General features: G+C 65.1%; 29 protein-coding genes and 2 tRNA genes. 17 read left to right on the top strand and 14 right to left on the bottom strand.

Translation table 11 applies throughout. The features are described 5' to 3' along the window. Nucleotides 1-7 precede the first annotated feature (7 nt). The 7 genes from E2484_RS04240 to E2484_RS04210 all read right to left on the bottom strand — a co-directional run bounded on the left by E2484_RS04240 (nt 8) and on the right by E2484_RS04210 (nt 7,261). Nucleotides 8-358 carry a hypothetical protein gene (locus E2484_RS04240; protein WP_137283967.1) on the bottom strand — a complete coding sequence of 117 codons (351 nt, stop codon included), beginning with the start codon at nt 356-358 and terminating at the stop codon, nt 8-10. A gap of 167 nt (nt 359-525) precedes the next feature. After that, nucleotides 526-1,698: a tryptophan synthase subunit beta gene (trpB, locus tag E2484_RS04235; RefSeq protein ID WP_137283966.1), complete on the bottom strand. Its 1,173-nt coding sequence runs from the start codon at nt 1,696-1,698 to the stop codon at nt 526-528. Nucleotides 1,699-1,755: 57 nt separating this feature from the next. Continuing rightward, nucleotides 1,756-2,520 (bottom strand): ABC transporter ATP-binding protein, encoded by a 765-nt coding sequence (locus E2484_RS04230; RefSeq protein ID WP_137283965.1) that lies wholly within the window; start codon nt 2,518-2,520, stop codon nt 1,756-1,758. A gap of 163 nt (nt 2,521-2,683) precedes the next feature. Further along, a complete protein-coding gene (locus E2484_RS04225) occupies nt 2,684-3,742 on the bottom strand; it encodes a branched-chain amino acid ABC transporter permease (RefSeq protein ID WP_137283964.1) in 1,059 nt (352 codons plus the stop codon). 35 nt (nt 3,743-3,777) lie between these two features. Continuing rightward, entirely contained in the window at nt 3,778-4,653 is an 876-nt protein-coding gene (locus E2484_RS04220; RefSeq protein ID WP_137283963.1) for a branched-chain amino acid ABC transporter permease, read from the bottom strand. Between the two features lie 51 nt (nt 4,654-4,704). Next, complete coding sequence (locus E2484_RS04215; protein WP_137283962.1) at nt 4,705-5,991, bottom strand: ABC transporter substrate-binding protein; 1,287 nt, start codon at nt 5,989-5,991, stop codon at nt 4,705-4,707. Between the two features lie 115 nt (nt 5,992-6,106). Then, nucleotides 6,107-7,261, bottom strand: a complete 1,155-nt coding sequence (locus tag E2484_RS04210) for an NAD(P)/FAD-dependent oxidoreductase (protein ID WP_137283961.1) — start codon at nt 7,259-7,261, stop codon at nt 6,107-6,109. A gap of 526 nt (nt 7,262-7,787) precedes the next feature. Between E2484_RS04210 and E2484_RS04205 the strand changes: the two genes are divergently transcribed. The 4 genes from E2484_RS04205 to E2484_RS24760 all read left to right on the top strand — a co-directional run bounded on the left by E2484_RS04205 (nt 7,788) and on the right by E2484_RS24760 (nt 12,240). Then, entirely contained in the window at nt 7,788-8,087 is a 300-nt protein-coding gene (locus E2484_RS04205; protein WP_137283960.1) for a DUF5789 family protein, read from the top strand. A gap of 548 nt (nt 8,088-8,635) precedes the next feature. Beyond that, entirely contained in the window at nt 8,636-10,231 is a 1,596-nt protein-coding gene (locus E2484_RS04200) for an alpha,alpha-trehalose-phosphate synthase (UDP-forming) (protein ID WP_137283959.1), read from the top strand. Nucleotides 10,232-10,303: 72 nt separating this feature from the next. Beyond that, complete coding sequence (gene otsB / locus E2484_RS04195) at nt 10,304-11,149, top strand: trehalose-phosphatase (protein WP_137283958.1); 846 nt, start codon at nt 10,304-10,306, stop codon at nt 11,147-11,149. A 146-nt stretch (nt 11,150-11,295) separates the two neighbouring features. Continuing rightward, complete coding sequence (locus E2484_RS24760; protein WP_170977235.1) at nt 11,296-12,240, top strand: hypothetical protein; 945 nt, start codon at nt 11,296-11,298, stop codon at nt 12,238-12,240. Between the two features lie 28 nt (nt 12,241-12,268). Here E2484_RS24760 and E2484_RS04185 read toward each other — a convergent pair whose 3' ends face one another. Then, nucleotides 12,269-14,227 carry an ABC transporter ATP-binding protein gene (locus E2484_RS04185; RefSeq protein ID WP_137283956.1) on the bottom strand — a complete coding sequence of 653 codons (1,959 nt, stop codon included), beginning with the start codon at nt 14,225-14,227 and terminating at the stop codon, nt 12,269-12,271. 179 nt (nt 14,228-14,406) lie between these two features. Continuing rightward, nucleotides 14,407-14,676 carry a DUF7538 family protein gene (locus E2484_RS04180; protein WP_137283955.1) on the bottom strand — a complete coding sequence of 90 codons (270 nt, stop codon included), beginning with the start codon at nt 14,674-14,676 and terminating at the stop codon, nt 14,407-14,409. A gap of 91 nt (nt 14,677-14,767) precedes the next feature. Between E2484_RS04180 and E2484_RS04175 the strand changes: the two genes are divergently transcribed. From E2484_RS04175 to E2484_RS04160, 4 genes are all read left to right on the top strand, one after another. Beyond that, nucleotides 14,768-14,841 (top strand) — tRNA-Val (locus tag E2484_RS04175). A 351-nt stretch (nt 14,842-15,192) separates the two neighbouring features. Next, complete coding sequence (locus E2484_RS04170) at nt 15,193-15,375, top strand: hypothetical protein (protein ID WP_137283954.1); 183 nt, start codon at nt 15,193-15,195, stop codon at nt 15,373-15,375. Nucleotides 15,376-15,722: 347 nt separating this feature from the next. Then, the gene (locus tag E2484_RS04165; protein ID WP_137283953.1) at nt 15,723-16,277 is read left to right on the top strand and encodes a hypothetical protein; all 555 of its coding nucleotides are present in this window, start codon (nt 15,723-15,725) and stop codon (nt 16,275-16,277) included. 211 nt (nt 16,278-16,488) lie between these two features. Continuing rightward, nucleotides 16,489-16,562 (top strand) — tRNA-Phe (locus E2484_RS04160). 127 nt (nt 16,563-16,689) lie between these two features. On the opposite strand, the gene E2484_RS04155 is transcribed toward E2484_RS04160, so the two are convergent. Both E2484_RS04155 and E2484_RS04150 read right to left on the bottom strand, forming a co-directional pair. Then, nucleotides 16,690-17,184 (bottom strand): hypothetical protein, encoded by a 495-nt coding sequence (locus E2484_RS04155; protein ID WP_137283952.1) that lies wholly within the window; start codon nt 17,182-17,184, stop codon nt 16,690-16,692. Nucleotides 17,185-17,619: 435 nt separating this feature from the next. After that, nucleotides 17,620-17,943 carry a DUF2892 domain-containing protein gene (locus E2484_RS04150; RefSeq protein WP_137283951.1) on the bottom strand — a complete coding sequence of 108 codons (324 nt, stop codon included), beginning with the start codon at nt 17,941-17,943 and terminating at the stop codon, nt 17,620-17,622. A 225-nt stretch (nt 17,944-18,168) separates the two neighbouring features. Here E2484_RS04150 and fer point away from each other — a divergent pair, with 225 nt between their 5' ends. Then, nucleotides 18,169-18,822 carry a ferredoxin Fer gene (fer, locus tag E2484_RS04145; RefSeq protein ID WP_137283950.1) on the top strand — a complete coding sequence of 218 codons (654 nt, stop codon included), beginning with the start codon at nt 18,169-18,171 and terminating at the stop codon, nt 18,820-18,822. Between the two features lie 77 nt (nt 18,823-18,899). Further along, entirely contained in the window at nt 18,900-19,568 is a 669-nt protein-coding gene (locus tag E2484_RS04140; protein ID WP_137283949.1) for a hypothetical protein, read from the top strand. Between the two features lie 39 nt (nt 19,569-19,607). Here the strand turns inward: E2484_RS04140 and E2484_RS24755 are convergent, their stop codons facing one another. Continuing rightward, nucleotides 19,608-19,778 carry a hypothetical protein gene (locus E2484_RS24755; RefSeq protein WP_170977234.1) on the bottom strand — a complete coding sequence of 57 codons (171 nt, stop codon included), beginning with the start codon at nt 19,776-19,778 and terminating at the stop codon, nt 19,608-19,610. Between the two features lie 194 nt (nt 19,779-19,972). On the opposite strand from E2484_RS24755, the gene E2484_RS04135 reads away from it, so the two are divergent. The 3 genes from E2484_RS04135 to E2484_RS04125 all read left to right on the top strand — a co-directional run bounded on the left by E2484_RS04135 (nt 19,973) and on the right by E2484_RS04125 (nt 21,744). After that, nucleotides 19,973-20,668 (top strand): carbonic anhydrase, encoded by a 696-nt coding sequence (locus E2484_RS04135; RefSeq protein ID WP_137283948.1) that lies wholly within the window; start codon nt 19,973-19,975, stop codon nt 20,666-20,668. Between the two features lie 101 nt (nt 20,669-20,769). Then, nucleotides 20,770-20,964 (top strand): cold-shock protein, encoded by a 195-nt coding sequence (locus tag E2484_RS04130; RefSeq protein WP_137283947.1) that lies wholly within the window; start codon nt 20,770-20,772, stop codon nt 20,962-20,964. 111 nt (nt 20,965-21,075) lie between these two features. Then, nucleotides 21,076-21,744 (top strand): TIGR00266 family protein, encoded by a 669-nt coding sequence (locus E2484_RS04125; RefSeq protein ID WP_137283946.1) that lies wholly within the window; start codon nt 21,076-21,078, stop codon nt 21,742-21,744. Nucleotides 21,745-21,751: 7 nt separating this feature from the next. On the opposite strand, the gene E2484_RS04120 is transcribed toward E2484_RS04125, so the two are convergent. Then, the gene (locus E2484_RS04120; RefSeq protein WP_137283945.1) at nt 21,752-22,600 is read right to left on the bottom strand and encodes an aldo/keto reductase; all 849 of its coding nucleotides are present in this window, start codon (nt 22,598-22,600) and stop codon (nt 21,752-21,754) included. Between the two features lie 88 nt (nt 22,601-22,688). On the opposite strand from E2484_RS04120, the gene E2484_RS04115 reads away from it, so the two are divergent. The 4 genes from E2484_RS04115 (at nt 22,689) to E2484_RS04100 (ending at nt 25,910) form a co-directional block, all read left to right on the top strand. Continuing rightward, nucleotides 22,689-23,573, top strand: a complete 885-nt coding sequence (locus tag E2484_RS04115) for a hypothetical protein (protein WP_137283944.1) — start codon at nt 22,689-22,691, stop codon at nt 23,571-23,573. 24 nt (nt 23,574-23,597) lie between these two features. After that, nucleotides 23,598-24,188: a metal-dependent hydrolase gene (locus E2484_RS04110; protein WP_137283943.1), complete on the top strand. Its 591-nt coding sequence runs from the start codon at nt 23,598-23,600 to the stop codon at nt 24,186-24,188. Between the two features lie 120 nt (nt 24,189-24,308). Then, a complete protein-coding gene (locus E2484_RS04105) occupies nt 24,309-24,839 on the top strand; it encodes a 50S ribosomal protein L16 (protein WP_137283942.1) in 531 nt (176 codons plus the stop codon). Between the two features lie 192 nt (nt 24,840-25,031). Further along, nucleotides 25,032-25,910 carry an ATP-grasp domain-containing protein gene (locus tag E2484_RS04100; RefSeq protein WP_137283941.1) on the top strand — a complete coding sequence of 293 codons (879 nt, stop codon included), beginning with the start codon at nt 25,032-25,034 and terminating at the stop codon, nt 25,908-25,910. Nucleotides 25,911-26,045: 135 nt separating this feature from the next. On the opposite strand, the gene E2484_RS04095 is transcribed toward E2484_RS04100, so the two are convergent. Further along, nucleotides 26,046-26,447 carry an Hsp20/alpha crystallin family protein gene (locus E2484_RS04095; protein ID WP_137283940.1) on the bottom strand — a complete coding sequence of 134 codons (402 nt, stop codon included), beginning with the start codon at nt 26,445-26,447 and terminating at the stop codon, nt 26,046-26,048. Nucleotides 26,448-26,479 lie beyond the last annotated feature (32 nt).

The following is a 26,479-nucleotide window of genomic DNA, read 5'->3' as shown; positions in this document are numbered from 1 at the left end:
GGCCCGCTCAGCTCAGCGCACCGCCGACGAGCGCCCCGACCAGCAGAATCCCCGCGTGGACGACTATCACCAGCGTCGTGGCACCTCCGAGGAGCGCCCCGATAAAGGGCATGTTGAGCCACGCGACGACGGCGAACACGAGCAGGCCGAGTACGATTGCGGGGAGAATCGCCGCCAGCAGGGCCTTTCCCACACTGCCAGCCTTCTGGCCGCCGACGAAGCCCGCGACGAACGGCCCGAGCGCGGGGAGCCACGACAGCAGTATCGAGAGGCCCGTCATCCACAGAATCGCGCTCAGGACGCTCCCACCGGTCCGGGACCGAGTCGGCTCGGTTTCGCGTCTTCGTTCGGTTCCCATCGTACCGACTCGAAGAAGGATAGCCAGCGTCATAACGCGTCGGGCCGAATTCCGGCGGACCGGCCGTCCGCGTATGGAACTACTTCGCGTTTTTCCGCATCCGAACAGTCGCCGAACGATTGCGCCGAATTTAGTAACGGCGGAGAAACGACGACGAGGTGAGCCGACTACCCGAGGTCGAACATCTCGGCGGCCTGCTCCACGTCCTTGTCGCCGCGGCCGCTCAGGTTGACCAGAATCACGTCCTCGTCGTCCATCTCCCCGGCGAGGTCTCTCGCCAGCGCAATCGCGTGGCTGGATTCGAGCGCGGGGATGATACCCTCCAACTCCGAGAGCGTCCGGAAGGCGTCGAGGGCGTCGTCGTCCTCGACCGCCCGGTAGTCGCACCGGCCGACCGCCCGGAACATCGCGTGTTCGGGGCCGACCGCCGGGTAGTCCAGTCCCGCCGAGACCGAGTGGACTTCCGTGTCGTCTTCGAGCGTACGGGTCTTCATCCCGTGCATCACGCCCTCCTCGCCCTCCGAGAGCGGCGCGGCGTGCTTGCCCGACCCTTCGCCCTCCCCGCCGCCCTCCGCGCCGTAGAAATCCACGTCGTCGTCCCGGAAGGCGTCGAACAGGCCGATGGCGTTCGATCCGCCGCCGACGCAGGCGACGGCCGCGTCGGGGAGTTGCCCCGTCTCCTCTCGAACCTGGTCGCGGGCCTCCCGGCCGATGACCGACTGGAACTCCCGGACCATCCGCGGGAAGGGGTCGGGACCCACGACCGAACCGACGAGGTAGTGGGTGTCGTCCACGTTCGCCGCGAAGTCCTCCAGTGCCACGTCCACCGCGTCGGCGAGACCTGCCCCGCCGCGGGTGACTTCGTTGACCTCCGCGCCCAGCAGGCGCATACGGAAGACGTTCATCCGCTGGCGGTTGGCGTCTTTCTCACCCATGTAAATCTCGGTGTCGAGTCCGAGAAGCGCGCCGACCATCGCGGTGGCGACCCCGTGTTGACCCGCGCCGGTTTCGGCGACGAGTCGGGTCTTCCCGGCCTCCTCCGCGAGGAGTGCCTGCCCGAGGCAGTTGTTTACCTTGTGCGCGCCACCGTGGAGCAGGTCCTCGCGCTTGAGGTAAATCTGTGCGCCGTACTCCTCGGAGAGGCGCTCGGCGTGGAAGACGGGCGTGGGTCGCCCCGCGAAGTCCCGGAGGTAGCTTCGGAAACGCTGGCGAAACTCGTCGGTGTCGTGAATCTCGTCGAACGTCTCCGCTAACTGGTCGAGCGGTTCTTCCAGCGGTTCGGGGACGTGGCGGCCGCCGAATCCTTCGAAGTCGCCGAACTGTGTGTCTTCGTCTGCCATACGCCACCGTTGGCCGTCACTGCATATAAATATACGATTCCGCACAGGACGATCGCGTCACCGAATCGGTTCGCCGAGGTACGCCTCTATCACGCGCTCGTCGTCCAAGACGGCCCTCGGTTCCCCCTCGGCCAGGACTCGGCCCTCGTTCAGCACGACCAGTCTATCGACCAGTGCCGCCAACGATTCGATCTCGTGTTCGACGATCAGGAACGTCGTCCCCTCGTCGTTGAGCCGCTCGACGTGCCCCGAAATCTTCCGGGCCAGCGTCGGGTTCACGCCCGCGAGGGGTTCGTCCAGCAGGAGCAGGTCGGGGTCGAGCATCAGCGCCCGGGCGAACTCCAGCAGTTTGCGCTGGCCGCCCGAAAGGTGACCAGCGTACTCGTCGGCCAGTTCGCCGAGGTCGAAAAAGTCCACGAGTTCCGTGGCCCGCGCCGCGACTTCCGTCTCGCGCTCGTGGGCGCGGTCGGTCCGCACGAGCGCGTCGAGCGCGCTCTCGCCCGGGTGGTCGCCCGCGGGCAGGCGAACGTTCTCGGTGACGGTCAACGTCTCCAGTTCACGGGTGTGCTGGAACGTCCGGACCATCCCCCGGCGCGCTCGCCGGTAGGTCGGCAGGTCGGTCACGTCCTCGCCGTCGAAGTGGACCGTCCCGGCGTCGAGGTCGGTGACTCCCGAGAGGCAGTCGAAGAGGGTGGTCTTTCCGGCACCGTTCGGCCCGATGAGACCGACGAGTTCGCCCGCTTCGACGGTGATTTCGGCTCCGTCGAGTGCCTGTACGCCGTCGAAGGACTTGTGGACGTTCTCGGCTTCGAGGAGGGTCATCTGAGTGGAGTTTCGATATATCGTGGCTTCGGCAATACCTGTATTTCTTTGCAATTTGTTCGTATTTCTTTCAGCAACTTTCGTATTTCTCTCTGTGCGCTCGCTTCGCTCGCGCGCGCCGGGATGGACCGCCGAGTCGTGACGGAGCGTCGGAGTCTTCCGGTCATCGCTCGAACCCCAGTTTTTCCGCGTCACCCCAGATACCGGCGGGCCGGTATCGAATCACCAGAATCAGCACGAGACCGACCAGCACCAATCGGACCGACGCGAACTGGTCCTGCGAGACGAACGGGAGCTGTTGGTTGAGGAACCGGGTAGCGAGTCGCAGGCCCAGAATTATCGCCAGTCCCGCGAGGACGGCCCGGTTGTTACCGGCACCGCCGACCAACATCCCGATCCAGACCAGCACCGTGACGTTCAGGCCGAAAAAGCCCGGCGCGACCGCTCCGTTGTAGAACCCGAAGAGCACACCCGCCAGTCCCGCGAGCGCCGCGCCGAAGACGAACGCCTGCAACTCGTAGCCGAAGACGTGCTTGCCGAGCGCCGCGGTCACGCGGTCGTCGGCCCGAATCGCCCGCAGAACCCGGCCGTAGGGGGCTCCGGTGAGTCGCGCGACGGCCGCGTAGGTGAGCAAGAGCGTGCCCGCGAACAGGAACACGGTCGCGACCAGGTTCGTGTCCGAGTCGCTCGCCAGCGCCGCCACCGGTTGCGGGACGCCGAGGATACCGATGTCAGCGCCGGTAATCCCCTCGAAGCTTCCGAGCAGGTCGTGGAGGATTTCGGCGACGGCGAGCGTGGCGATGGCGAGGAAGTCGTCGCGGAGACGCAGGGTCGCCACCCCGATGAACGCCCCGAGGAGCGAAGCCGCGACGATTCCGGCCGCGAGACCGACCGGCCACGGGTAGCCCAGTCCGATTCCCACGAACGGGTCGCTCGCGGTCAGCATCGCGGCGGCGTAGGCTCCGACCGCGAAGAACGCGACGTGCCCGAAGTTGACCAGCCCCGTGAAGCCGAACTGGAGGTTCAGTCCGAGGACGAGCAGTCCGTAGAGGAGGAAGGTGACGCCGACCTCCAGAAAGACGATGGCCCACCCCGGAAGCGGGACCCCGAAGGGCGCGACGAGCAACAGGAGCGTCAGTAGTATCAGCAGGACGCCCGCGGCCTCCGGCGAGACCGGCAGGTCGTCGGCCCCGAGGCGCTCCAGTCGGTCGGTGACGCCCATTCAGACGCGCACCTCCGTTCCGGCACGAATCGCCATCAGGCCCGCACCTCCGCTCCCGCGATGCCGCCCGGCCGGACGAGCAGGACCGCGACGAGGACGACGAACGCCATCGTCGTGCCGAGCTGGGTCGCCCAACTCGGGAGCAGGCCGACGGTCAGCGAGATGGTGACCCCGAGGAGATACGACCCCATGATGGCTCCGTAGACGCTTCCCGCACCGCCCAGAATCGCGGCCGTGATGACCAACAGGAGTTGGTCGAACCCCACGGTCGGCGTGGCGGCGCGCTGGACCGCCAGCAGGTAGCCCGCCAGTCCGGCCAGCCCCGACGACAGGAGCCAGACGACCGTCCGCATCCGGGCGGTGTCGATGCCCGTCACCAGTGCGAGGTCCTCGTTGTCGCTCATCGCGCGGAGCGCGGTGCCGAGTTTGGTGTACTGGAGCAGGACGTGCATCGTCAGGAACGACGCGACCGCGACTCCGATCACGAAGACGTGCTGGCTGGTCACGAACACGTCGAGCGACTCGAACCGATACACCGAGGTCGACCCCAGCGCGAACCGCCGGGGTTTCGGCCCGGTAATCAGCCGAATCCCGTTGCGCATCACCAGCCCCAGTCCGATAGACGTGAGCAGTAACGGAATCGGCCCGGTGTCGCCTATCGGCCGGAAAACCGCCATGGCTATCGCCCACCCGGCCACGGCCGACACGACCACGGTCGCCGGAACCGCCGCGACCGTCGGTAGTCCCAGCGTCTCCGCGAATCCGAACCCGACGAACGCGCCGACGGTCACGTACTCGCCGTGCGCGAAGTTTATCATGTTCACCAGCCCGTAGACGAGCGTGAACCCGACCGCCGCGACCGCGACGTAGGAGCCGAGGACGAGTCCGAACACCACGTCCTGCACGACCATCAGCGGCTCACCTTTCCCGGAACCATCGGAAGACCACGCCCTGCCCGACCATCAGTAGGTTTCGACCAGCGGTTTCAGGTCGTCGGTCGGAATCCGGTCTACCTGCTCGAAGCCGTCGGGCGTGACTCGCTCGACGCCCACGTCACCGAAGACGTTGCCGAAGTCGGTGAAGTCGGTCGGCGTGGCCGCGCCTTGGTAGTTGATTTCGTTCCCGTCGGCCAGCGCCTGCTTGCCCTCGGCGAACGTCTGGACCGTCGTGCCGCCCTCGCGGGAGACGGGACCGAGATTTCGCTCGATGGCCTCTCGACTGGCGTCTCCGGCTCGTTCGATGGCCAGCGCGGTGACGTTGGTCGCGTCGTAGGCCGCCACGCCCCACGCGTGGAGGTCGGCGTCACCCGCCTGCTGGTACTTCGAGAGGAAACCGTCGTAACCCGGTCCCTCTCCGGCCGCGAGAGCGATCCACGCGCCGTCGGCCGCCTCTCCGGCGTTTTCGATGAGGTCGGCACTCCGAAGGCCGTCTTCGAGCAGGAGTTGCCTCCCGTACCCCGCGGTGGACCACTCGCGGACGATGGTCACGGCGTCGTCGAGCGCGACGGCGAGCGCCCACGCGTCGAAGTCGTTGCCGAACAGGCGATTCAACTCCGACTGGTAGGTGGACTTGCCCTCCTCTACTTCGACGCGGGCCGCGACCGTCCCGTCGCCGTTCTCGTAGGCCCGCTGGAAGGCGTCGGCCCACGAGCGCTCGCCCTGACTCGTCCCGTTTATGATTCCGACCCGGCCCATGTCCTCGTCTAAGAGTTTCCGGGCCGCGCCGATGGTGTGAACCGTGTCGCCGATGATGGTCCGCCACACCCAGTCGTCGTCCGAGAGGTCCTGTGGGGTCCCCTTGTCGCCACCGCGGCCGTCGAGCGCGGTGCTTCCCGGCCACGGGGTGACGATGGGAACCCGTTGGCTCTTCAGGAAGTCGAACAGCGGCGTGATTTCGCTGGAGAAGAGCCCCAGAATCGCCATCGCGTCGTCGTTGTTTTTCAACTGCTGGACGACCTGCCGGGCCTGCTGTGGGTCCACGGCGGTGTCCCGGCGCTGGAGGTTCACCTGCCGGTCGAGCGGCCCGCCCGCCTCGTTGATCTCCGACAGCGCGAGGTCGGTCGATTGGGAAACCGCGGGTTGCAGGAAGTCCCACTTCCCGGTCAGCGAGGCCGGTTGGCCGAACGTGATGGCGTCCTGGGCGCTCGCACGGCCGACCAGCGATAGCGTTCCCCCGGCCGACACTACCCCCACTCCTCCGACCGCCTTCAGGAACGTTCGGCGGTCGGCTGATGTGTCATTTGTTCTCATGGCACACTGAAAAGTCCCCGCGGGACGGCATAAGGGTGGTATGTGACTTCTGGAACAGGTCGTCGTTGGATAATGAGCCGCGGTCGTTAGTTTAGCTCCGGGGACGCGGAGAGCGTCACGCCACGTTGCGCTCTTCGAGCAACTCCCCGCGCTCGAATCGCTCGCTCCCGAGCGCAGAGACGTCCACCAGCGAGGCCGCACCGTCCAGCACCAACTCGGCGACGAGTTGGCCAGTGGCGGGCGCGTGCTGGAAGCCGTGGCCAGAGAACCCGACCGCGTTGACGAATCCAGGCGCGGTTTCTTCCACGATGGGGTGGTGGTCGGGCGTGACCGCGTAGAGTCCGGCCCACCCGCGGCGAATCTCTGACTCCGGGCCGAAGTAGGTCGCGCAGTCGCCAGCGCGCTCGATCGCTTCGGCCGCCCAGTCGAGGTCGATCTTCCGGTCGAACCCGTCGGGGTCTGCGTCTGACTCTCCACTCTCGCTCCCGAAGTACCCACCCACGAGCGCCGCGCCCTCGCGTTCGGGTCGAAAGTGCGACCCGGTGTCGAGGTCGATGGTCAGCGGCACGTCCTCGGGAACCGGCGTCTCGGGTTCCACGACGAGCATCTGGCGGCGCTTGGGCGCGACCGGAATCTCCACGTCGGCCATCGCGGCGACCCGGCGCGCCCACGGTCCGGCGGCGTTGACCACGAAGTCGGCGTCGTGGCGTCGGCCCTCGGCGGTCAGGCCGGTGACCGGGCCGCCGTCCCGATGGATTTCGGTCACGCCGGTCTTCGTGCGAATCTCGGCCCCGGCCTCGCGGGCGGCCTGCGCGAACCCCTGTAGCGCGAGGTGCGGGTCGGCGAAGCCGTCGGTCGGCGAGTAGGTCGCGGCGACGAACTCCTCGGCCCGGAGTCCGGGGCAGTGTTCGGTCGCCTCCTCGGGGTCGAGGAGGACGCTCGGGACGCCGAGGTCGTTCTGCATGGCGACCTGTTCCTCGAAGGCGCGGGCCGTCGCCTCCTCGCGCGCGGCGAAGAGGTAGCCCGGCCGCCGGTAGGCGATGTCTACGCCGAACTCCGCCTCGAAGTCGTCCCAGACCGCCATGCTCTCCAGCGACAACTCGACGTTGACAGGGGTGGAGAACTGGGCGCGGATGCCGCCGACCGACCGCTCGGTGCTTCCGCTCCCGAGCGACCCCTTCTCGTAGACGGTCACGTCGGCCCCGCGCTCGGCGAGGTAGTAGGCGCTGGCGAGTCCGACGATTCCCCCGCCGACGATAGCGACGTTCATACCTTCGGGTGGGCCGCACGGAGGTTAATCGTTACCCTATCTCACAGCGACTCCGGTCGGAACGTGACGGAGCCGACCGATTCCGGCGCGCGCTGGCGTGACCCGCACCGCGGGTCACGTCCATGCGCGCGAGGGATGACTGAGCGACCGACGGGAGCGAAGGAATCGGCTGGGGAGACGTGTGGCCCGCGGTCGCGGTGCGGGGCCGTGCTGGGCGGTCTGATTGGTTCGAGGGGTAGCTAGCTTCTCTCACCGTTTCAGTCCATTCTCGTAGTTCGGACGTCCTCGTAGTACGGAACCTCCGCAGGTCGAGCAGAAGCACCCTCTGCACCCTGCCACTTCCGAGAGGCAGAAGCGAGGCCGGTCCTCCGCGCCGTCGATTCCCGACCCCGTCGATTCCCGACCTCGCTCGACATCTTCGACCAACTAAAAAATAATAAGAGAAATATAAACAAACACGAAGGAAACAAAAATATGTCTGCGAACGGCCACTGAGGTTATCCGCGAGAGTCACTAATCAACGACCATGACAGATTCGCACCGCGAGATGGGAGTCGAGTTCGGCGAACTGGCCGGGAACCTCGATAGCCACGAGTACCCCGCGACCACACGAGAGATCGCCGACGCCTTTGGCGACCTCGAAATCACGTACTCCGACGGGTCCGAGACGCTGGCGGCGCTGCTGGCTCCGATAGACGACACCTACAACTCGGCGGCCGAGGTCCGTCAGGCCGTCCTGAACGCCGTCGGAAGCGGGGCCGTCGGGCGGAAGGGGTACACCGACCGCGGTTCGTTCGCGTCCACGCCGAACGACGTTTCGTTTTGAGCGTCAGCGATTTGGTTCCGAGCGACTACCGTTTCGTTTCGGGTGCGGTCTCGGGGAAGCTAGTTTCTACTCGTGCCAATCGTACCCGCACAGCACCGCGACCGGGGGTCTCACGCGACGGGCGCGGTCTCGAACCACGAGACACCGGCAGACGATACGGGTCCGACGAGCAACCGGTCACGTCCGTTCCCGACGACGGCGTCAGCGCGCCAGAGAGGAGGGCGCCGTCGAGCGACGTCATCGAGTGCGGACCGAAAAGGCATCATTATCGAGTGCGCGCTGAGGAAGTCCGTGTCACCGAACCCGCGAAATGCGCCCGAATGGTCGCGATTCGGTGGTAACGAGGGCTTACCCGGTCGCAAACGCGGCCTAAATCCGGTCGATAACCGGCCCCATGAAAGTAGGGGGTCGTTCCGTGGGTCGAACGTTCGTAAACGGACCTGAACGGACGACTACATTAACAGTGCGTATCTGCAATCCTCCGATAGCAGAATTCGCCGACGGCGGACGTCCGGTCCGCCGAGGGAGACGGGAGACATACCTTCAGGATGACCACGAACACGACAGGGGCGACAGCCGAATCGGCCGCAGAGACAGTCGCAGAACTTTGTAACGACCGCGAACTCGTCGTCGTATCGAACCGCCAACCGTACAGTCACGGCTACGAGGACGGCGCGCGTACCACCGGGGACGATGCGAGCGAACGAACGGACGACCCGAGCGACCGCACCACCGACTCTATCACCGTCGACCGCCCGGCCGGGGGTCTCACTGCGGCGCTCGACCCCGTGATGCAGGCCGCCGCGGGGACGTGGGTCGCGTGGGGCGACGGCGACGCCGACCGGGACGTCGTCGGCCCGGACGACACCGTGGCCGTCCCGCCGGAGGACCCTGCCTACGACCTCCGGCGCGTCTGGTTGACCGACGAGCAGGTCGAGGGCTACTATCGAGGGTACAGCAACCAGGTCCTCTGGCCGCTCTGTCACCTCGACACCGCGAAGATGAACTCCCGCGAGGAGTTCTGGCAGGCCTACCGCGAGACCAACGCCGACTTCGCCGACGCGATTCTGGCGGCGACCGGCCGCGACCCCGTAGTCTGGTTCCAGGACTACCACCTCGCGCTGGCACCCCGAATAGTCCGCGACTCGCGCCCGGACGCCTTCCTCGCGCACTTCTGGCACATCCCGTGGCCCTCGCGCGACGTGTTCCAGGCGTGCCCGCAGTACGAGCAACTGCTCGACGGCTTGCTCGCCAACGACCTCGTGGGCTTTCACACCGACGACTACTGTCAGAACTTCTTCGACTGCGTGGAGGCCGCGACCGACGCCCGCGTGGACCGAACCAGCGGGAGCGTCTCGTACCGCGACCACCGGGCGTTCGTGCGGTCGTTCCCGCTCGGCATCGACGCCAGCAGGCAGGCCGAACTCGCCGAGTCCGACACCGCCGACCGGTGGTGGGCCGAGTTCCGCGAGACCCACGACATCGACCCGGACGACACCCTCGCGGTGGGCGTCGAGCGCCTCGACTACACCAAGGGTATCGAACAGCGTCTCGCCGCGCTCGAACGCTTCTGGGCCGACAACCCTGAGTGGCGCGGCGAGTTTACTTACGTCCAGAAGGGGACCGAGAGCAGGTCCGGTATCCCGGCCTACGCCGACCTTCAGGACCGCGTGGCCGCCGAAATCGACCGCGTCAACGACCGATTCGGAACCGACGACTGGACGCCGGTGGTCTACACGACCGACCACCTGCCCGAGGAGGCCATCGCCGCGCTCTACCGCGAGGCCGACCTGGGACTCGTGACGCCGGTTCGGGACGGGATGAACCTCGTCGCCAAGGAGTTCGTCGCGGCCCAGACCCGCGACCCCGGCGTCCTCGTCCTGAGCGAACTCGCGGGCGCGACCGACCAGTTGGGCGACGAGGCGGTCGTCGTCCACCCCTACGACACCGCTGGTTTCGCCGACGCCATCGGCGAGGCGGCCTCGCTCTCGCTGGTCGAGCGCCGCAAGCGCGTCGCCGACCTCCAGCGCGAGGTCCACGCCGAGGACGTGTACGAGTGGCTCGAATCCACCTTCGAGACCGCCGCCGCTATCCAACGCGGTCGGCAGTCGGTTCACCGACCCCGGCCCACGCCTGACGACTGAGACGTGACGCACGGGGACGAGACCTGCCGAACGAAGACGAAACCTGTAGAACGAGGACGACAGACCCAAACGATGACAGACACCTCAGACATACCAGACTCGCTTCGGGAGAACCTCTACGTCGTAGTGGAAGAACTCGTCGAACACGACGGAATGTTGGTCGCGCTCGACTTCGACGGTACCCTGGCCGCCATCGAGAACCGGCCCGAAGACGCCACGATTCCCGACCCGACCCGCGAGGCCGTCTCGGCGCTGGCCGCCGAACCCAACGTCGAGGTCGCGGTCGTCAGCGGCCGGGAACTCGCCGACGTGCGCGAGCGCGTCGGCATTCCGGGCATCTCCTACGCCGGAAACCACGGCCTCGAAATCCACGCCGACGAGTACACCGTCCACCCGACCGCGAGCGAGGCCGAGCAGGACATCGCCGAGCTCTGTGACCTGCTGGCCGAGGAACTCGCCGAGATAGACGGCGTCATCGTGGAGAACAAGGGCGTGACCGCGACGATTCACCACCGACTCGTGGCCGACGACGAGGTACCCACGGTCGTGAAGGCGGTCGAAACGCTCGTGGCCACCCGCGACGACGTGCGCCTGACCACCGGCAAGGACGTGCTCGAACTCCGGCCCGCGGTCGAGTGGGACAAGGGCGAGGCGGTCCGGGAACTCTACGACGAACTCGTGCCCGACGACGAGGAGTGGCTTCCCATCTACGTCGGCGACGACACGACCGACGAGGCGGCCTTCAGTTTGCTGGGCGACCGCGGTCTCGGCGTCAAGGTCGGCGACGACCCCGGCACCGAAGCGCCCTATCGCGTCGCCGACCCGGTCGCGGTCCGGGCGATACTCTCGTGGCTGAGCGAGTACGGCGTCGAGTTCCTGCGGAGCGACCACTACGCCGTCCCGGTCGGAACCGCCTGAACCTCTCGATTTCCGCGTCCATTCCGTCGCTTCGTTTTCGTTCCGCCGGTCCCGTAACGCCGCGTTGAATCGCCCAGCGGCGGTGCGAACGATGTGAACGGTCGCGCCGGTTTATTCGCCGAATCGGTCAACCCACGCACGGAACTATGGCAACCGACGACCACGACACCGACGACGAGTACGGCGAGGAGCGCGCCGAGTCGGACGACCGCTACGAGTCCGAAGGCTCCTCCGAATCCGAGGCTCGCTTCGACTCCGAGACCGACTCTCGACGCGTGGACCGACCCGACCGCTCCGCCGAGGGGAGCGGCGGAACCTACAGCAACGCTGGCCGGGAGAGCGCCCAACCGAACCGACGAGGGTGGAACGCCCGCCGCGACGAGCCCGGACGGCCGACTGACACGCCCGAGCAACACTCCGATGCCCGAGCAGGGCGAACGGACCAGCGGACGCGACGATACGGCTCCCGGCCGCCGGGGGAAAGCGGCCAGTCCTCGCCGCGAGGAGGCGGCCGACCCGAGGTCTCCCGAGGACCGCCCCGAAGCGAACGAGGCCGGGGCGAACGACCGCGAAGCGAGCGACCTCAGAGCGAACGCCCACGGGGCGAACGAGTCGGAGACCGAGAGGCTCCGGAGCGACGCGACCCGAGTACCGAGGAGACCGAAGGCCGACGCCCCCCTGCCGAAGCGACGCCGAAGCGAACGCAACCCCCGCGAGAACCGTCGGAAAGGCGCGACCGACCCGAGCAGAGCGCGCAGGAAGGCGGTCGTTCCGAGCGCGGCGGTCGGCCTTCCGAGACCGGCGTCCGCGGAGAAGACGACCGCGAAGGGGAGACCGACGAGGCGGCCGACGTCCCGAAGTACGGCGGGCCGCGCGACCCCGACTGGGAGCTCACTCGCGGCGAGGCGGCCGGTCGTACCGGAGCGCAGGGCGGTCGCACCGGAGCCCGAACGGGTCGCTCCCCCGACCCCGCCCGACCGCCCGAGCGCGAGGAGTCACTGCGCGAGTACGAGCGTCGATTCGACCGCCAACGGAGCCGACAGCGCGACTTCCAGCGGGACAAGAGCGGCGGAAAATATCGGCGGAAGTAGGGCCTCGAATCGGTCGGTGGCGTCGGTTCTAATCGTCGGCGTCGGTCCTCGCGGTCCGGCGGGCCGCGCGCTCGATGAACTCCTGCGGAAGTTCGTCTATCTCACCGGCCTGCACGCCCCAGAGGTGTGCGTAGAGACCGTCCCCGTCGAGGAGTTCGCCGTGGGTCCCTCGCTCCACGATTTCGCCGCCTTCGAGGACGACGATCTTCTCGGCGTCCTTGATGGTCGAGAGACGGTGGGCGATGGCGAACGTGGTCCGGTCTTCCGTGAGGTCGTCCAGACTCCGCTGGATGAGCATCTCGGTCTCGGTGTCCACGTCGCTGGTCGCCTCGTCCAGCACGAGGATTTCGGGGTCCTTCAGGACCGCGCGAGCGATGGAGATTCGCTGGCGCTGGCCGCCCGAGAGTTTGACGCCGCGCTCGCCGACTTCGGTGTCGTAGCCCTCCGGGAGGTTCTCGATGAACTCGTGGGCTTCGGCGGCCTTCGCGGCCTCCACGATTTCCTCGTCGCTCACGTCGAAGGTGCCGTAGGCGATGTTCTCCTTGACCGTCCCGTAGAACATGAACGTGTCCTGACTCACGTAGCCGATGGCCTGTCGGAGGCTCGGCAGGCTCACGTCCCGGAGGTCGGTGCCGTCGATGCGAATCGCGCCGTCGTCCACGTCGTACATCCGGAGCAGGAGTTTGAGAACCGTGGACTTGCCCGCTCCGGTGGGCCCGACCAGCGCGAGGGTGTCGCCGCCCTCGACCTCGAAGGAGACGTCGTCCACGATAGTCTCCTCGTCGTCGTAGCCGAAGGTCACGTCGTCGTAGACGACCTCGCCGTCCTCGACCACGAGGTCGTCGGCGTCGGGTTCCTCTCGGATTCGGCTCGGTTCGTCCATCAGCCCGAAGATTCGGGCGCTCGACGCGTACGCGCGTTGATACATGTTGATGATAGAACCGAACTGAGCCATCGGCCAGATGAACCGCTGGGTCAACAGGATGAACACGACGAACTCACCGCGACTGAGATCCCCCGTGAAGAACCACGGCCCTTCGCCGTTGAGAACCCACAGACCGCCGACGATGAACGTCAGCGCGAAGCCGAGACCCGAGAGAACCTGGAGTGACGGGAAGAACTTGATGCGGGTGACGATAGCGCCCCAGTTCGAGTCGAAGTAGTCGTTGGACACGTCTTCGACCCGGTCGGACTCGTAGCCCTCGGTGTTGCTCGTCTTGATGACCTGGATTCCGCCGAGGTTGTTCTCGAGTCGGGAGTTGACCTTGCCGACCGCAGAGCGCACGTCGGCGTACTTCGGCTGGATTATCTCCACGAACTTGTAGGTGAACAGCGCGATGAGCGGCACCGGCACCATCGCGACCAGCGCGAGTTGCCAGTTGATGCCGAACAGGATGACCGCGATGGCGACGACCATCACCGAGAGTCGGAACGCCGAGTTCATCCCGTCGTTGAGGAATCGCTCCAGTCGGTTCACGTCGTTCGACAGGATGGACATCATCTCGCCGGTCTGCTTGTCGGCGAAGAAGTCCATGTTCAGTCGCTGCATCTTGTCGTACGTGTCGGTCCGGATGGAGTGCTGGATGTTCTGGGCGAAGGAGTTCCACCCCCAGTTGCGCGCCCAGTGGAACGCCGCACCGAAGGCGAACGCGGCCGCGACGATCGCGACCGAGAACCAGAACTGGTCGGTTGTCGCCGCGGGCGAGATTACCGTTGCGAGATTTTCCGAGACGAACGGGACTTGGCCCGCGAACGCCTCCGGATACGGGACTTTGGCCGCGTCTTCGGAGAAGAGCGCGTCGATGGCGACCCCGAGGATAATCGGCGGGAGCAGGTTGAGCACCCGCGCGAAGATGCTCGCCACGACGCCGGTGACGAACGCGAACGCGTTTTCGGACCCGTATTCGAGGAACAGCCGTTTCATCGGATTCTCGGCCTGCTCCCGTTGTTCCTCGAACGGGTCGTCTTCTTCGTCTGTGAAACTCATTATCACTGTGAAAAGGTTCGGATGTTGAAAAGCTTTCCTTCGAATCGAAACACCGGTGTCGGGCCGTCGAGTATCCTCATCGGACTTCGAAATGATGCAGAGACTGAACTTATGGGTATCGATAGTGTGTTACTCGATGACGGGGTGACGAAAACCGACCGTCGAGGAGCGCGACAGTGCTACAGTGACCGTGACTCGACCTCGGGGTCGATACTCGCCTCGGCCAGGTCCTGCCGGATGCGCTTGCGGAGCGGGTCCGGCACTGTGTCCCGGCCCACCGGCACCGCGGTCTCGCCGTCGCCCTTCACTTTCCAGTAGACGACGCACTCGCTCGGCGCGTAGTACTCGATGCTGTAGTAGTCGGCGCCGCCCTGATAGTGAACGCGGGCGGCGAACCCCTCGGCCTGCCAGCCCTCCTGTTCGGTGAGGGCTTCGACGCGTTCGTCCATGATCGGAGGTGGTCGGCGGCCGTGGTAGTGGTTACGAAACGCGACCGAGAAGGTAACAGTTATTTTCGGCGAGCGATTTTGTCCCAGTAGCGGGTCTGTGGTCTAGTTGGTTATGACGCGGCCTTTACAAGGCTGAGGTCGGCGGTTCGAACCCGCCCGGACCCATACGAAATTCTCGCATCTGGTCTCTAACGCGAAACCAGTTCGACCCGAAGTCTGTGTACGTTCCATCTTTTCGACTCGGATCGTGCTCTCCGGCGACGTTTCGACTCTGCCACTCACCCCGACATCGATTATTACAGAAATTAATCGGTAGATACAGAAGAGTGACCGAACGTTGGTCTCGTCCCCAGAAGGAGGAAAAATGGGACGAGTGGCCCCAATCAAAGTACTTCAGGTATTTGTCCAAAACCTCGTCCCTTCAGATTCAGTCGAAGGAGCCTTACGAACCGGTGAGTGGCGAATCACACATGATTGTAAAAAAATTCATCATTAGTCTCGGATAAAGTGTGACTGATGTCCGAAACGTCCCCGCTACAGATAGAGGTCGGTAGGAAAATCGATGCAGGTCTACACCTGATCGGGGCTGTAGCTGTCATCGTAGCCGCCTACTACACAGGGCAAACTGGAAACTGGGAATCGTTGTCAGTGGCAAGTATGGGAACCGCACTTATCGTCTTGTTCGTCACGTCCGAGTGATACGTACGCCTACCTATCGATTGTTCCGATACAGATAGTATCTAACAGGGTTTCAACAGAGTCTGAGGGGGTCTATTCTCTCTGCTTCACCGTTGTCGTCGCTTCAAATCGCTCCTTCGTTCGACGCCCACTCCGCGAGAGCAACGAGTTCCACGAGGACGAACAGTGCGACTCCGAATTTCACTGCCGACGAAAGTTTTTCGCGCATCGTGCAAGACTACGTTCGAGGCGTAGTTATGGCCGTCGAATTCGGCCGACCTGTCCGTCGTCTCCGAGCCATCAAACCTATACTGACCTGCGAGAAACGCCACGGCCATGCGCTGGCACGGCAGCTTTGGGGTGGTGTGGTGAATCGACGCGTGCTGGTCGCGGTCGTCGTCCTGCTCGGTCTCCTCGGCGGCGCCCTGTTGGTCAACGGCCCGGACCCCGGTGAGACGCTCGACGCTCCCGTGGGCGATGCGACGACCACGGAGACGACCGACACCGAACCGACGAGTTCGGCAACCCAGACGGAATCGACTGGCGGTGACGCCGGGGAGACGACGATGGAGAGTACCACGACGACCAGTGACTCGAACTACGCCTTCAGCATCCTGTCGGTCGAGAAGTGCGGGGATACCTGTCGGGACGTGACGGCACGACTGACGAACACGGAAGCGACGGCCCGCGAGAACGTCGACGTCACGACGAAGATGTACGCCGACGACGAACTGCTGTGGTCGGGTAACGAGACGGTCGGCACGCTCGCCGCCGGGGAGAACCACACGTCCACCAAGCGCGTGGACGTGGGCTTCTCCGGCGGCTTGGCTATCAACGCCAACGACGGCTACGCAACCATCGTCACGGTCGTCGAGTCCGACAGCGGGACGGAGCGATTCTCGGAGCGCCGGAAAGTCGCCTGATTCGCGCCTCGTTCAGTTGAGCGTCGCTCCGCAGTCCGGACACTCGTCGTCGGCGATAGTCACCTGTGCGTCGCACTCGGAACAGAACTCGAGGTAGCAGGCCGGGTCGCCCATACGTCCGTGGTTCGGTACCGGTGGTCAAAGAGTTTGTCCCGCTCCCGTGGTGGTGTTTCGAAACGCTTTTCTCTCTCATGTGCCTCGTACCGAGTGCGCCGCCTTAGCTCAGACTGGGAGAGCACTCGACTGAAGATCGAGCTGTCCCCGGTTCAAATCCGGGAGGCGGCATACCGTTTCTACGCGATTCCCATTCACCGGACAGCGTAGCTGCCGTACGGTTTGGCCGCGTAATCCGCGATTAGATTTGAACCGGGATTTAGCGGTGGTCGCCCCCGTCTGGTGTCCACTAGAAGTCTCACCCTCGACACTCGAACGAGATGGGCTCCATCTTGACTGCTGTGACCTCGCCGTTTGCGTTCACCGTTCTGTGGAAATGGAACTCGATTGCGAGGTTCTCACCAGGTCCCTTACTTACGAGACGCTCCGTCACTCTTGTGGTGAATGTCGCAGGCCCTCTTGGGTGAGTATCGTTGAACGTGCTGGAAAACCGATACTCGGTCCCCGTCGCAACACCGACGCCCTCTCCATGGATAACCCCCGTAAAATGGAAGTGTCCCTCGTCGTGGTCACCCTGCACTGCTATGTGGATAGTTACCGACACTTCCACGTCCTCTCCGAGGCACGTCCCTCCTGTGCCAAGCGTAAACTCGTCAGTAAATTTCTGCGTTTCTGCGTTCTCTGCCACTGCACTCCCGATGAGCGCAGTCCCCCCTAGTACGACGCCGCCCGCCGTGAGTCCCCCTCTTCGGAGAACGTCACGCCGAGTCCAGATCGAGTTGGTATCGGTCATGTGTTACCACCTCTACCTATTCCGTGACTCACATCTTAGCGTCTCGGACTGAACATTGTTAATTCCGTGACCACCACATCCAGCCGTTCACACCGTGAACCCCTGATACGTTCGGACCACGAACTGTCAGTGACGACGTTCTCGGGGACAAACTCGGTTAGGAGTGAGCGATTGAGCCTTGACGAATATCGTGAGGAGAGACGTTGACCGGGCACTTGCGGTAGTTCAGGTAGGTGTTAGACTCACACTTCTCCGGGTCGCGTCCCTTTTCCGCATTCCGTTCCGTAGAAGCAGAGACAAGTCGCACGCTTGGACCGTCTCGGCGAAATTCAAATTCGGGAATCAACACTCTCATTTCTTACCTTGTTCGCAGGAAAACACTCACGACCGAACTCTAAACCGGCAGTCCGCTAAACAGAAATCGCACTCCTGTGCTTAACTGGCCAACTCCGCGCAGTCGTCGTGAACGATCTCGTCGTTCGCGTTCGGACCGCGGCGCTGTCCCGGGCGTATGGGTTGGCCACACTCTGCGCAGTGCAGGTCCGCCTCTTCGCTGGTCGTGTCGATACCGAGCGTCTCCGTCAGTTCGCTGGACTCGCTAGTGGCGTCGTATCCGAGCGCGAGTGCGCCGACACCTGCCAGTATCCCGCTCAGTCGCTTTCCCTTCCGCAACGAACTGATCGCTACGACCGTCAGAGCGATAGCGAGGATTCTGCGGGCGAGTCGACTACGACCACCGACGTACTTACTCAAGTCCATACAGGGGAATCGGTCTCCGAGCCCTTGTAGTTCATCGCCGACGACCCGGAAGCGTTGATGGTGTGAGTGGCCGAGGGAACTGCCCTCGGAGCCCGTACGTCGCGATATCGGTGACTCGACGCCGTTCTCGGGTTGAGGCCTCGCGTCGACCCGTTCTGTCGGCAGCGGGCGCTGTCACTCGTTTCGAGCCAAGACTTATACTTCGGATTTCGCTAGCAGATGGTGATGGAGTCCCCGTTCGACGTGTTGCTCATCGACGACGACGCCGACGAAGAGGAGATAGAGCAGGCGTACCGGAGGCGGGTGAAGGAAGCGCATCCCGACCAAGGCGGTTCGGTCGAGGAGTTCAAAACGGTTCGAGCGGCCTACGAGAGAGTCAAAGCGGGCTATCAGGGGTCAGCGGAGGTGAGCGAGGCCGATTTCGAGGACGACCCGGAGCCGGAACAGCACACCATCTCTTCGGAGGTCACGTACCTCAATTACGACGTTCTCTCCGACTTCGGGTGGGAAACCGACGACGAGGACCTCTTCGAGAAGGCGGCCGCGGCAGACCTCGCCGAGGTCGATTACGGGCAGTTTCGGGTTCAGCCCGACGAGTTCCTGCTCGAAGCCGCCGAGGACCGCGGCTTCGCGTGGCCGTTCGCCTGCCGAGGCGGGGCCTGTGCAAACTGCGCAATCCTGCTCCTCGGGGGCGAGCTATCGATGCCGGTCAGCCACGTTCTCCCGGCAGAGCTGATGGAGCAGGGGTTCCGGTTGTCCTGTAACGCGATGCCCATCACGGACGAGTTGCAGGTCGTCTACAACGTCAAGCACATGCCCGAACTCGACGACCTGCTGTTGCCTCCCCAGCCGTTCGAACGGACGTATCCCAACAGGTGAGCCGTTTCTCGATAGGCGAGTTGGTGTTCTCCCCGAAGTCGAACGAATTAACAACCGGGTCTGTGAATCGCTCGCACATGAGAGCAGGGGTACTCGGCATCGTCCGAGACGACTTCGAGGTCGTGGACTCGTTCTCCGACACGATTCGAAACGGCGAACGGGAGCTAGAGCGCGTACTCGACGTACGGCGCGTCTTCTCGCTCCCCGGCGGCGAAGTCGCGTTCGAGGGCCGGGCGGCGGTCGAGCGCGTCGTGAACCGAACCACGACCGAACTCGACTTCGGCGAGGTGCGCGTCGAAGAGACTCCGCAGACCGAGACGCTCGTGACCGACCTCGTCGGCGTACCCGGCGAGTTCGTGGTCGCCGGGAGCGGGAAGGGCACCTTCGCCTTCGACCTCGTGGGCCGTGACACTGACGCCGACATCGAGCGGGCGACCCTCGACCTGAGCGCGTTCCTCGACGCGCAGGCCGACGCCGAACCGTGGCGGGCCGGATTCTACGACAACGACGGGAACTGCGAGAACGGCGTGCTCCACGGAAGCGACCTCCTCGACGACGACCGATTCGCCGGGCTACTCGACGACGCGGCGTTCAATCAACTCGGTCTCGACTGCTCGTACGACGGTCGGTCGCTGAAGATGACCGCCTCCGAGAGCGGTTACGTCGAAGTGTACCGACCGGCCGAGTTCGACACGGCCGACTTCCTCCAGTACCTCCTCGAAGAGGTCGTTCCGCACGCCGAGTGACGTGAGAGTCGTACGATGCCGAGTCGTTCACGCGCGCTGCTACTCGCCGCCGACGAACACCGTCTTCAGGCGATTCCCGCACTCCGGACAGCAGAGCGTCTGCCACTTCTTCGGGTCGAGGTTCCCCATCGTCTCGCTCCGGCGGGCCTCCTCGAACGGGACGACGGTCCCGCAGGTGTCGCACTCGAAGGAGTCGTCGGTGGTAGTCACGGTAGAGGCTACGGCTCGGGCGGACTTGTGTTTCGTCCTCGCGTCCGCTGTCGCGGACGCGACCACCAGAGAGACGGAAATACAATTATATAATAAACAAAATTATTTCTCTAGTGTGGGCGGTGAAGCCTCCGAGGCCACCCGACGAACACAGTTACGACGAAATTAAGACCGTACCGCCCGACCCGTCACGTATGTCCGACCAGGTGCTTCTCGACCTCTTGGACGGGAACCGCGAACACGTCGAATCGCTCCCGGAAGACCACTTCGCCGACGTGCAGGACGAACAGCATCCCGGCGTCGTCTCTATCTGCTGTTCGGACTCGCGGGTCTCCCAGGAGGGGATGTGGAACGTCACGAAACCGGGTCAGTTGTTCACTCCGAGCAACATCGGAAATCAGGTCTGGGACGTGTACGAGGGCGAGCGCGTCGTCAACGGGAATCTGCTCTACCCCGTGGCACACACCGGAACCGAGACGGTCGCGGTCGTCGGCCACACCGGTTGCGGGGCGGTCACGGCGGCCTACCGGGCCGTCACCGACGGCGAAGACCCGGACCATCGCGGTATCGAGAAGTGGGTCCGAAGCCTCGTTTCAGTGGTCGAAGCGGGCCTCGAAAGCGAGGTGGTAGACGCCGACGCCGCCGACGAGTCGGTCGTGAACCAACTCGTAGAGTACAACGTCCACCGGCAGGTCGCGTTCCTCCGCGAGGCCGACGCGATTCCGAACTCGACGTCGGTCTACGGGTTCGTCTACGACTTCCAGCGCGTCTACGGCGACGACTACGGCCGGACCTACCTCGTGAACGACGACGGCGAGACCGACCCGGACGCCATCGCCGACCGACTGCCTCCGGCGTACGCCGACTTCGCGAGGAGTCTGCTCTACTGAGCGCGGTGGGTCTGCTCTACCGAGCCGTGCGTGGTAGCCGTCTCCGTGATAGCCGTTCTCTCGGAAGTCTTATCCGTGACCCGGTCCTTTCTGTAGTTGCAATGGCGAAAGGTACGGTCGACTTCTTCAACGACACAGGCGGTTACGGCTTTATTGACACTGAGGACGCGGACGAGGACGTTTTCTTCCACATGGAGGACGTTGGCGGCCCGGACCTCGAAGAGGGAACTGAAATCGAGTTCGACATCGAGCAGGCTGACAAGGGTCCGCGAGCGACCAACGTCCAGCGACTGTAATTCGGTCGAACTTTTGCAATAACCAATTACTTCATTTTTCGAGTGGTGAGCGACAGCGTTCGCTTCCGTAGTGACTGATATTTTATAAGCGACGGCGAACGACGTTCTCGCATGGAGTTCGACATCCGCAAGCGTCCGAGCAACGCGATCCTCGAAATCACGCTGGACGACGGCGAGCGAATCGACGCCGAAACCGGTGCGATGGTGAGTCGGACCGGCGGGGTCGAGACGGACACCGAAATCGCGGGCGGCGAGGGCGTGACCGGGATGCTCTCGCGGGCCATCTCCGACGAGCGCGAGATGACTGCCAACGCGTTCACCGCGACGGCCGACGGCGAGCAGGTCGTGCTGGCACCCGACGCACCGGGCGACGTCACGCCCATCGACCTCGCCGAGACCGGTCGCATCAAGGTTCAGTCGGGGTCGGCGCTCGCGTGGACGACCGGCGTCGAGAAGTCCACGGCGGCCAACGAGGTCGGAAACCTCTTCTCGTCGGGCGAACTGACCGTCCTCGCGATGGAAGGCGACGGCACCGCGTTCCTCTCGGCCTACGGCGCGGTCGTCTCTCGCGAGGTGGCCGACGGCGACCCTCTCGTGGTGGACGAGGACCACCTCGTCGGGTGGACCGACGGACTCGACCTCTCGCGCGAGAGCGACGGGTCGGTCAAGTCCACGCTCCTCGGCGGCGAGGGCTTCGTGACCCGGTTCACGGGCGACGGGACCGTCTGGCTTCAGACACGTGACCCGCTCGTGTTCCGGCAATCGGCCGGTGGGGACTAACCGCCGCTCACTCGCTCAGTCGCGCCATCTCCTCGTCGGAGAGTTCGAGCGCGGAGGCCGCGACGTTCTGCTCCAGATGCTCGACGCTGGAGGTGCCGGGAATCGGGATGGTCACGGGCGAGTGCTGGAGGAGCCACGCCAGCGCGACCTGCCGAGGCGTCGCGTCGTGGTTCCCGGCCACGTCCTCCAGGACCGACCTCTTCTCGCCTAACTCGCCGCCGCCGATGGGGAAGTAGGTGATGAAGCCGATGCCCGCCTCTTCGCAGGCTTCCAGCACGTCCTCGTGGTCGCGGTTCCCGACGTTGTACTCGTTCTGGACCGTCGCCACGTCCACGATGTCGCGGGCCTCGTCCAACTGCTCGACGCTGACGTTGCTCAGGCCGACGTGGTCGACCAGTCCGTCGTCCTTCAGTTCCGCGAACGTCTGTACGGCGTCTTCGAACGAGCAGTCCACGTCGGGGGTGTGCAACTGGTAGAGGTCGATGCTCTCGACGCCGAGTCGGTCGAGGCTACAGAGGACCTGATTCCGAAAGTAGTCGGGACCGCCGTGGGGAATCCAGTCGCCCGACCGGTTCCGCAACAGTCCGGCTTTGGTCCCCACCACCGCGTCGTCGGGGTCGATGGCTTCGCGGATGATGCGCTCGCTGACGCCCGGCCCGTAGGAGTCGGCCGTGTCCACGAAGTCGACGTCCATCTCGACCGCGCGCTGGAGGACCTCGCGGGCCTCCTCCTCGTCGTCGGGCCTGCCGATGATGTCCTCGCCGGTCAACCGCATCGCGCCGTACGCGAGGCGATGGACCGTCAACTCGCCGCCGATGTCGAACGTGTCGCTCTGGTTCTCACTGACTTCGACCATATCGTTCTCACCTTGGGTTCGTGGGTTCAATAGTTGCCCGGCAGACGAGGCCGACGCTTTTGGTCGTCGCCCACGAATTCGACTTCGAATGAGCGACGCCTCCGCGAGATTCGACCCGTCCGCCGAGTCCGAAGCGTTCGGCTACCCTCGGTCGGCAGTCGCGGCCGACCTCGCGGCCATCGCCGTCGTCGGCGTCGTCCTCGTCGCGGTACAGGTTCTGCTCCCCGCGGCGACCCACGACCGCCTCGCGTTCGACCACGCCGCGTTCGCGCCCGAGACCCTGTTCACGGCGGCCTACGTCCACGCCGGAACCGACCACCTGCTGAGCAACCTCGGGGGCTACGTCTCGCTGTCGCTGGTCACGTACCTCGTCTGCCTCCACGCCGACCGCCGTGCGTGGTTCCACCGAACGTTCCCCGCGCTCCTCGTGGTGCTTCCCGTGGCGGTCAACCTCACGAGTTACGTTATCCTCGAAACCCGGTTTCCCGGTGCCTCGCCGGTCTCGCGGGGGTTCTCGGGCGTGGTCGCGGGCTTCGGCGGTTTCCTGCTGGTCGCGGTGGCGGTCCACCTCCGGCGCTCGTACTCGCGCGAGACCGTCTTCTTCGTCGTCCAGTTCGCGGTCCTGCTCCTGCTCGGGGAACTCCTCTGGATTTACGCCGCGCGAGTCACTCTACTCGAAGGTGCGGCCGTGACCGGGGGACTCGCGCTGGCGGTATCAGGTATCGTCTCGCGGGCGCGCGGCCGGACGTTCGGCGACGACCACTACCGGCAGGTCGGTCTGGACCTGCTGTACGTCGGACTCGTCCTCGCGCTCCTCGTCTGGCTGATTTACGGTCTCTTCCCGGCCGACCCCGTGGACCACGGCCGGTTCACGAACGTCTTCGCTCACGGCGCGGGGTTCGTGGAGGGCGGCCTGCTGGCGGCGTTCGCGTTCGTCGCATTCCGTCCTCGAGCCGGCAACAGGTTTGAATAGCCGCGGTGCGTACTCCCGAGTACGATGATGGCGACGACTCACGCCCTGTTCGGGATGGCGCTCGGAGCGGTGGCGCTGTTCGTCGCGCCCGAGTACGCCACCGTCGCAATCGCGGCGGGCGGGGTGGGCGGTCTCTTTCCCGACCTCGACCTCGCGGGCGACCACCGGAAGGACCTCCACTTCCCGGTGTACTACTCGCTCGTGGCGACTCCCGCGTTCGCGCTGGCGGTCCACGCACCCTCTTCGGTCACGGTCGCCGCGGCGGTCTTCCTCGCGTCTGCGGCGCTCCACTCCGCGAGCGACGCGCTCGGCGGCGGTCTGGGGCTCCGGCCGTGGGAGGCCACTTCGGACCGGGCGGTGTACGACCACTTCAACGCTCGATGGGTCGCCCCGCGGCGCTGGATTCGCTACGACGGGGCGCCCGAGGACCTGCTCGTGGCCGCGGCGTTCGCCGTCCCCGGCGTGCTCTACGCCGAGCGGTTGCAGGTGGTCGTCCTCGCGCTCCTCGGGGCGTCGACCGTCTACGCCCTCCTCCGGAAGCGACTCGTGGACTTCGGCGAATCGCTGGCCGACCGACTTCCGGCCGGACTCGCCGCCTACGTGCCGGTCGAGTGACGCTCCGGCCGACACCGTGGGAGGCGTTCCCGAGGGTTTCGGCCCCGAGCGACGCCGAATCGCACTACCGCGCATCGAAGGGTTTATCCGCCGCGTGACCCTCAGACTCCAGTAATAACCATGTCGGACAAACCCGCCTCGATGTACCGGGAAATCAACAAGCCACCGTACACCCGACGCGAGTACATCACTGGCATTCCCGGTTCGAAGATCGCACAGCACGCGATGGGCAACCTCGAACGCGACCAGGACGAATACCCCGTCCAGATCAGTCTCATCACCGAGGAGGAGTGTCAACTCCGCCACGGTGCGCTGGAGGCCTCGCGCCTGTCGGCCAACCGCCACCTCCTGAAGGAACTCGGTCAGGAGAACTACAAGATGATCCTCCGCAAGTTCCCCCATCACGTCATCCGGGAGAACAAGCAGGCGACCGGTGCGGGTGCGGACCGTGTTTCCGACGGGATGCGACAGGCGTTCGGGAAGGTCGTCGGGACGGCCGCCCGCATCCCGCGCAACGACCGCATCTTCACCGCGTGGTGCCGGCCCGAGGACGCCCCCGTCGTGAAGGACGCGCTCCGTCGCGCCTACAACAAGATCTCGCCGCCGTGCCGCATCAAGGTCGAGAAGGGCGAGAAGCTTCTCGTCGCCTGAGACGGTTTTCCGGCGTCTTTCTTTCGTCGTTCTCGTCGGTCGTGAGTCGTGAGACCGGAGTGAGGGCGTCTCGGCACGTCGAAGGAAACCGCTCTCGTCTCTACAGGCGGAGCAGGCCGAGTGCCTCGGGGCTTGACCCCGAGGCGATTCACGAAACGCACCTTTTTACCCACACGCTCCCACCAAGCGCGTATGTTGGACCTCGCGGTCGCCTACCGAGAGGAGACGTTCGAGCGCATGCGCGACCCACTCGCCGAGCGCGGTATCGCGGTCCACCACGTCCCGAGCGAGCAGCGTGCCATCTCGCTGTCGGACCCGCCCTGGGGCGGCGACGAGTTCGACGCGGGATTCGTCTACCCCTCGCGAGCGATGGAAGGCGGCGTGCTGGACGCCCTGATCTCGGTCCCGTGGGTCAACGACCGCGAGGCCGTCCTCACGTCGCGGAACAAGGCCGGAGTTCTCGCCCGACTGGAGCGCGCCGGGATTCCGGTTCCCGAGAGCGTCCTCGTCTCGAACCCCGCCGACGAATCTGACCTGCTCTCGGCCTTCGACCGATTCGACCCGCCGGTCGTACTCAAGCCCAACTCCACGACGCGCGGCGTCGGCGTGGCCAGGGTCGGCGACGCCGATTCGTTCCTCGGCGTGACCGACTACCTCGATTTGGTCCACGACTACCGCGCCACGGGCGACAAGTCGTTTCTCGTCCAGGAGTACGTCCCCGACGCTACCGACTACCGCGCGATGGTCGTGGACGGCGAGTGCGTCGGCGGCGTCGAGCGCCGACTGCCGGACGCGACCGACGACGGAGTGCGACCGGACCGCTGGAAGCACAACGTCCACCGCGGGGCGGAGGCGACCGGAGTCGACCTCCCCGACCATCTCCGAGACCTCGCCGAGCGCACGGCCGACGCGCTCGGCATCGACTTCCTCGGCGTGGACATCCTCGTCTCCGGGGACCGCGCGGTGGTCAACGAGACCAACGCTCGACCGACCATCGACGCCGAGACCAAGTACGACGCGGGATTCTACGACCGGCTGGCCGGACTGATTCGGACGACGGCGACGCAGTGAGCGACCGGCAGTGGCTCCACGATGTACGACGAATCGGCGAAAACAGCCTCACGGTGGGACGGTCGGCGGAACCCCCTTCGAGCGGCCGGGTCGAAGCGACCTCGCCGCACGTAGAACCGGTCTTCGGGTACCGAACTACTGCACGTCGATGTCGGCGGAGTCCTCGGACTTCTCGAACGTGACTTCGAGGACGCCGTTGTTGTAGGTCGCCGTCGCGGAGTGTTCGTCTACCTGCGCGGGCAGGCGGACTTGTTCGTCGTACTCGCGGTGGTCGCTGGCCGCGCTGATGGTCAGCATCTCGCCGTCGCACTTGAGGTCGATGTCGTCTTTCTCGACGCCGGGGAGGTCGGCGATGACTCGGACCACGTCGTCGGCCTCGTGAATGTCGACGTGCGTCTCGGTTCCGAATCCGGTCTGACCGCCGGTCTCGCCGCGCTCTACGTGCATGTCGAAGTCGTCGCCCATCATCTCGTTCATCATGCGCTCTATCTCGCGGAAAAGGTCGTCGAAGGGGTCGTCGCGGTCGTCTCTTCGCATGTACGAGGGTAAGGCGCATGCAAGCAAAAGCC

The sequence above is a fragment of the Halorussus salinisoli genome (assembly GCA_005239435.1).
Classification (GTDB): Archaea; Halobacteriota; Halobacteria; order Halobacteriales; family Haladaptataceae; genus Halorussus; species Halorussus salinisoli.
Note: the sequence above shows the minus strand (reverse complement) of the source record. Positions and strands in the feature narration are given on the sequence as shown.

Excerpts from the sequence above, each read along its gene's own strand:
- E2484_RS04240 (WP_137283967.1), bottom strand. The coding sequence starts at position 358 with ATGGGAACCGAACGAAGACGCGAAACCGAGCCGACTCGGTCCCGGACC.
- trpB (WP_137283966.1), bottom strand. The coding sequence starts at position 1,698 with ATGGCAGACGAAGACACACAGTTCGGCGACTTCGAAGGATTCGGCGGC.
- E2484_RS04230 (WP_137283965.1), bottom strand. The coding sequence starts at position 2,520 with ATGACCCTCCTCGAAGCCGAGAACGTCCACAAGTCCTTCGACGGCGTA.
- E2484_RS04225 (WP_137283964.1), bottom strand. The coding sequence starts at position 3,742 with ATGGGCGTCACCGACCGACTGGAGCGCCTCGGGGCCGACGACCTGCCG.
- E2484_RS04220 (WP_137283963.1), bottom strand. The coding sequence starts at position 4,653 with ATGGTCGTGCAGGACGTGGTGTTCGGACTCGTCCTCGGCTCCTACGTC.
- E2484_RS04215 (WP_137283962.1), bottom strand. The coding sequence starts at position 5,991 with ATGAGAACAAATGACACATCAGCCGACCGCCGAACGTTCCTGAAGGCG.
- E2484_RS04210 (WP_137283961.1), bottom strand. The coding sequence starts at position 7,261 with ATGAACGTCGCTATCGTCGGCGGGGGAATCGTCGGACTCGCCAGCGCC.
- E2484_RS04205 (WP_137283960.1), top strand. The coding sequence starts at position 7,788 with ATGACAGATTCGCACCGCGAGATGGGAGTCGAGTTCGGCGAACTGGCC.
- E2484_RS04200 (WP_137283959.1), top strand. The coding sequence starts at position 8,636 with ATGACCACGAACACGACAGGGGCGACAGCCGAATCGGCCGCAGAGACA.
- otsB (WP_137283958.1), top strand. The coding sequence starts at position 10,304 with ATGACAGACACCTCAGACATACCAGACTCGCTTCGGGAGAACCTCTAC.
- E2484_RS24760 (WP_170977235.1), top strand. The coding sequence starts at position 11,296 with ATGGCAACCGACGACCACGACACCGACGACGAGTACGGCGAGGAGCGC.
- E2484_RS04185 (WP_137283956.1), bottom strand. The coding sequence starts at position 14,227 with ATGAGTTTCACAGACGAAGAAGACGACCCGTTCGAGGAACAACGGGAG.
- E2484_RS04180 (WP_137283955.1), bottom strand. The coding sequence starts at position 14,676 with ATGGACGAACGCGTCGAAGCCCTCACCGAACAGGAGGGCTGGCAGGCC.
- E2484_RS04170 (WP_137283954.1), top strand. The coding sequence starts at position 15,193 with ATGTCCGAAACGTCCCCGCTACAGATAGAGGTCGGTAGGAAAATCGAT.
- E2484_RS04155 (WP_137283952.1), bottom strand. The coding sequence starts at position 17,184 with ATGACCGATACCAACTCGATCTGGACTCGGCGTGACGTTCTCCGAAGA.
- E2484_RS04150 (WP_137283951.1), bottom strand. The coding sequence starts at position 17,943 with ATGGACTTGAGTAAGTACGTCGGTGGTCGTAGTCGACTCGCCCGCAGA.
- fer (WP_137283950.1), top strand. The coding sequence starts at position 18,169 with ATGGAGTCCCCGTTCGACGTGTTGCTCATCGACGACGACGCCGACGAA.
- E2484_RS04140 (WP_137283949.1), top strand. The coding sequence starts at position 18,900 with ATGAGAGCAGGGGTACTCGGCATCGTCCGAGACGACTTCGAGGTCGTG.
- E2484_RS04135 (WP_137283948.1), top strand. The coding sequence starts at position 19,973 with ATGTCCGACCAGGTGCTTCTCGACCTCTTGGACGGGAACCGCGAACAC.
- E2484_RS04130 (WP_137283947.1), top strand. The coding sequence starts at position 20,770 with ATGGCGAAAGGTACGGTCGACTTCTTCAACGACACAGGCGGTTACGGC.
- E2484_RS04125 (WP_137283946.1), top strand. The coding sequence starts at position 21,076 with ATGGAGTTCGACATCCGCAAGCGTCCGAGCAACGCGATCCTCGAAATC.
- E2484_RS04120 (WP_137283945.1), bottom strand. The coding sequence starts at position 22,600 with ATGGTCGAAGTCAGTGAGAACCAGAGCGACACGTTCGACATCGGCGGC.
- E2484_RS04115 (WP_137283944.1), top strand. The coding sequence starts at position 22,689 with ATGAGCGACGCCTCCGCGAGATTCGACCCGTCCGCCGAGTCCGAAGCG.
- E2484_RS04110 (WP_137283943.1), top strand. The coding sequence starts at position 23,598 with ATGATGGCGACGACTCACGCCCTGTTCGGGATGGCGCTCGGAGCGGTG.
- E2484_RS04105 (WP_137283942.1), top strand. The coding sequence starts at position 24,309 with ATGTCGGACAAACCCGCCTCGATGTACCGGGAAATCAACAAGCCACCG.
- E2484_RS04100 (WP_137283941.1), top strand. The coding sequence starts at position 25,032 with ATGTTGGACCTCGCGGTCGCCTACCGAGAGGAGACGTTCGAGCGCATG.
- E2484_RS04095 (WP_137283940.1), bottom strand. The coding sequence starts at position 26,447 with ATGCGAAGAGACGACCGCGACGACCCCTTCGACGACCTTTTCCGCGAG.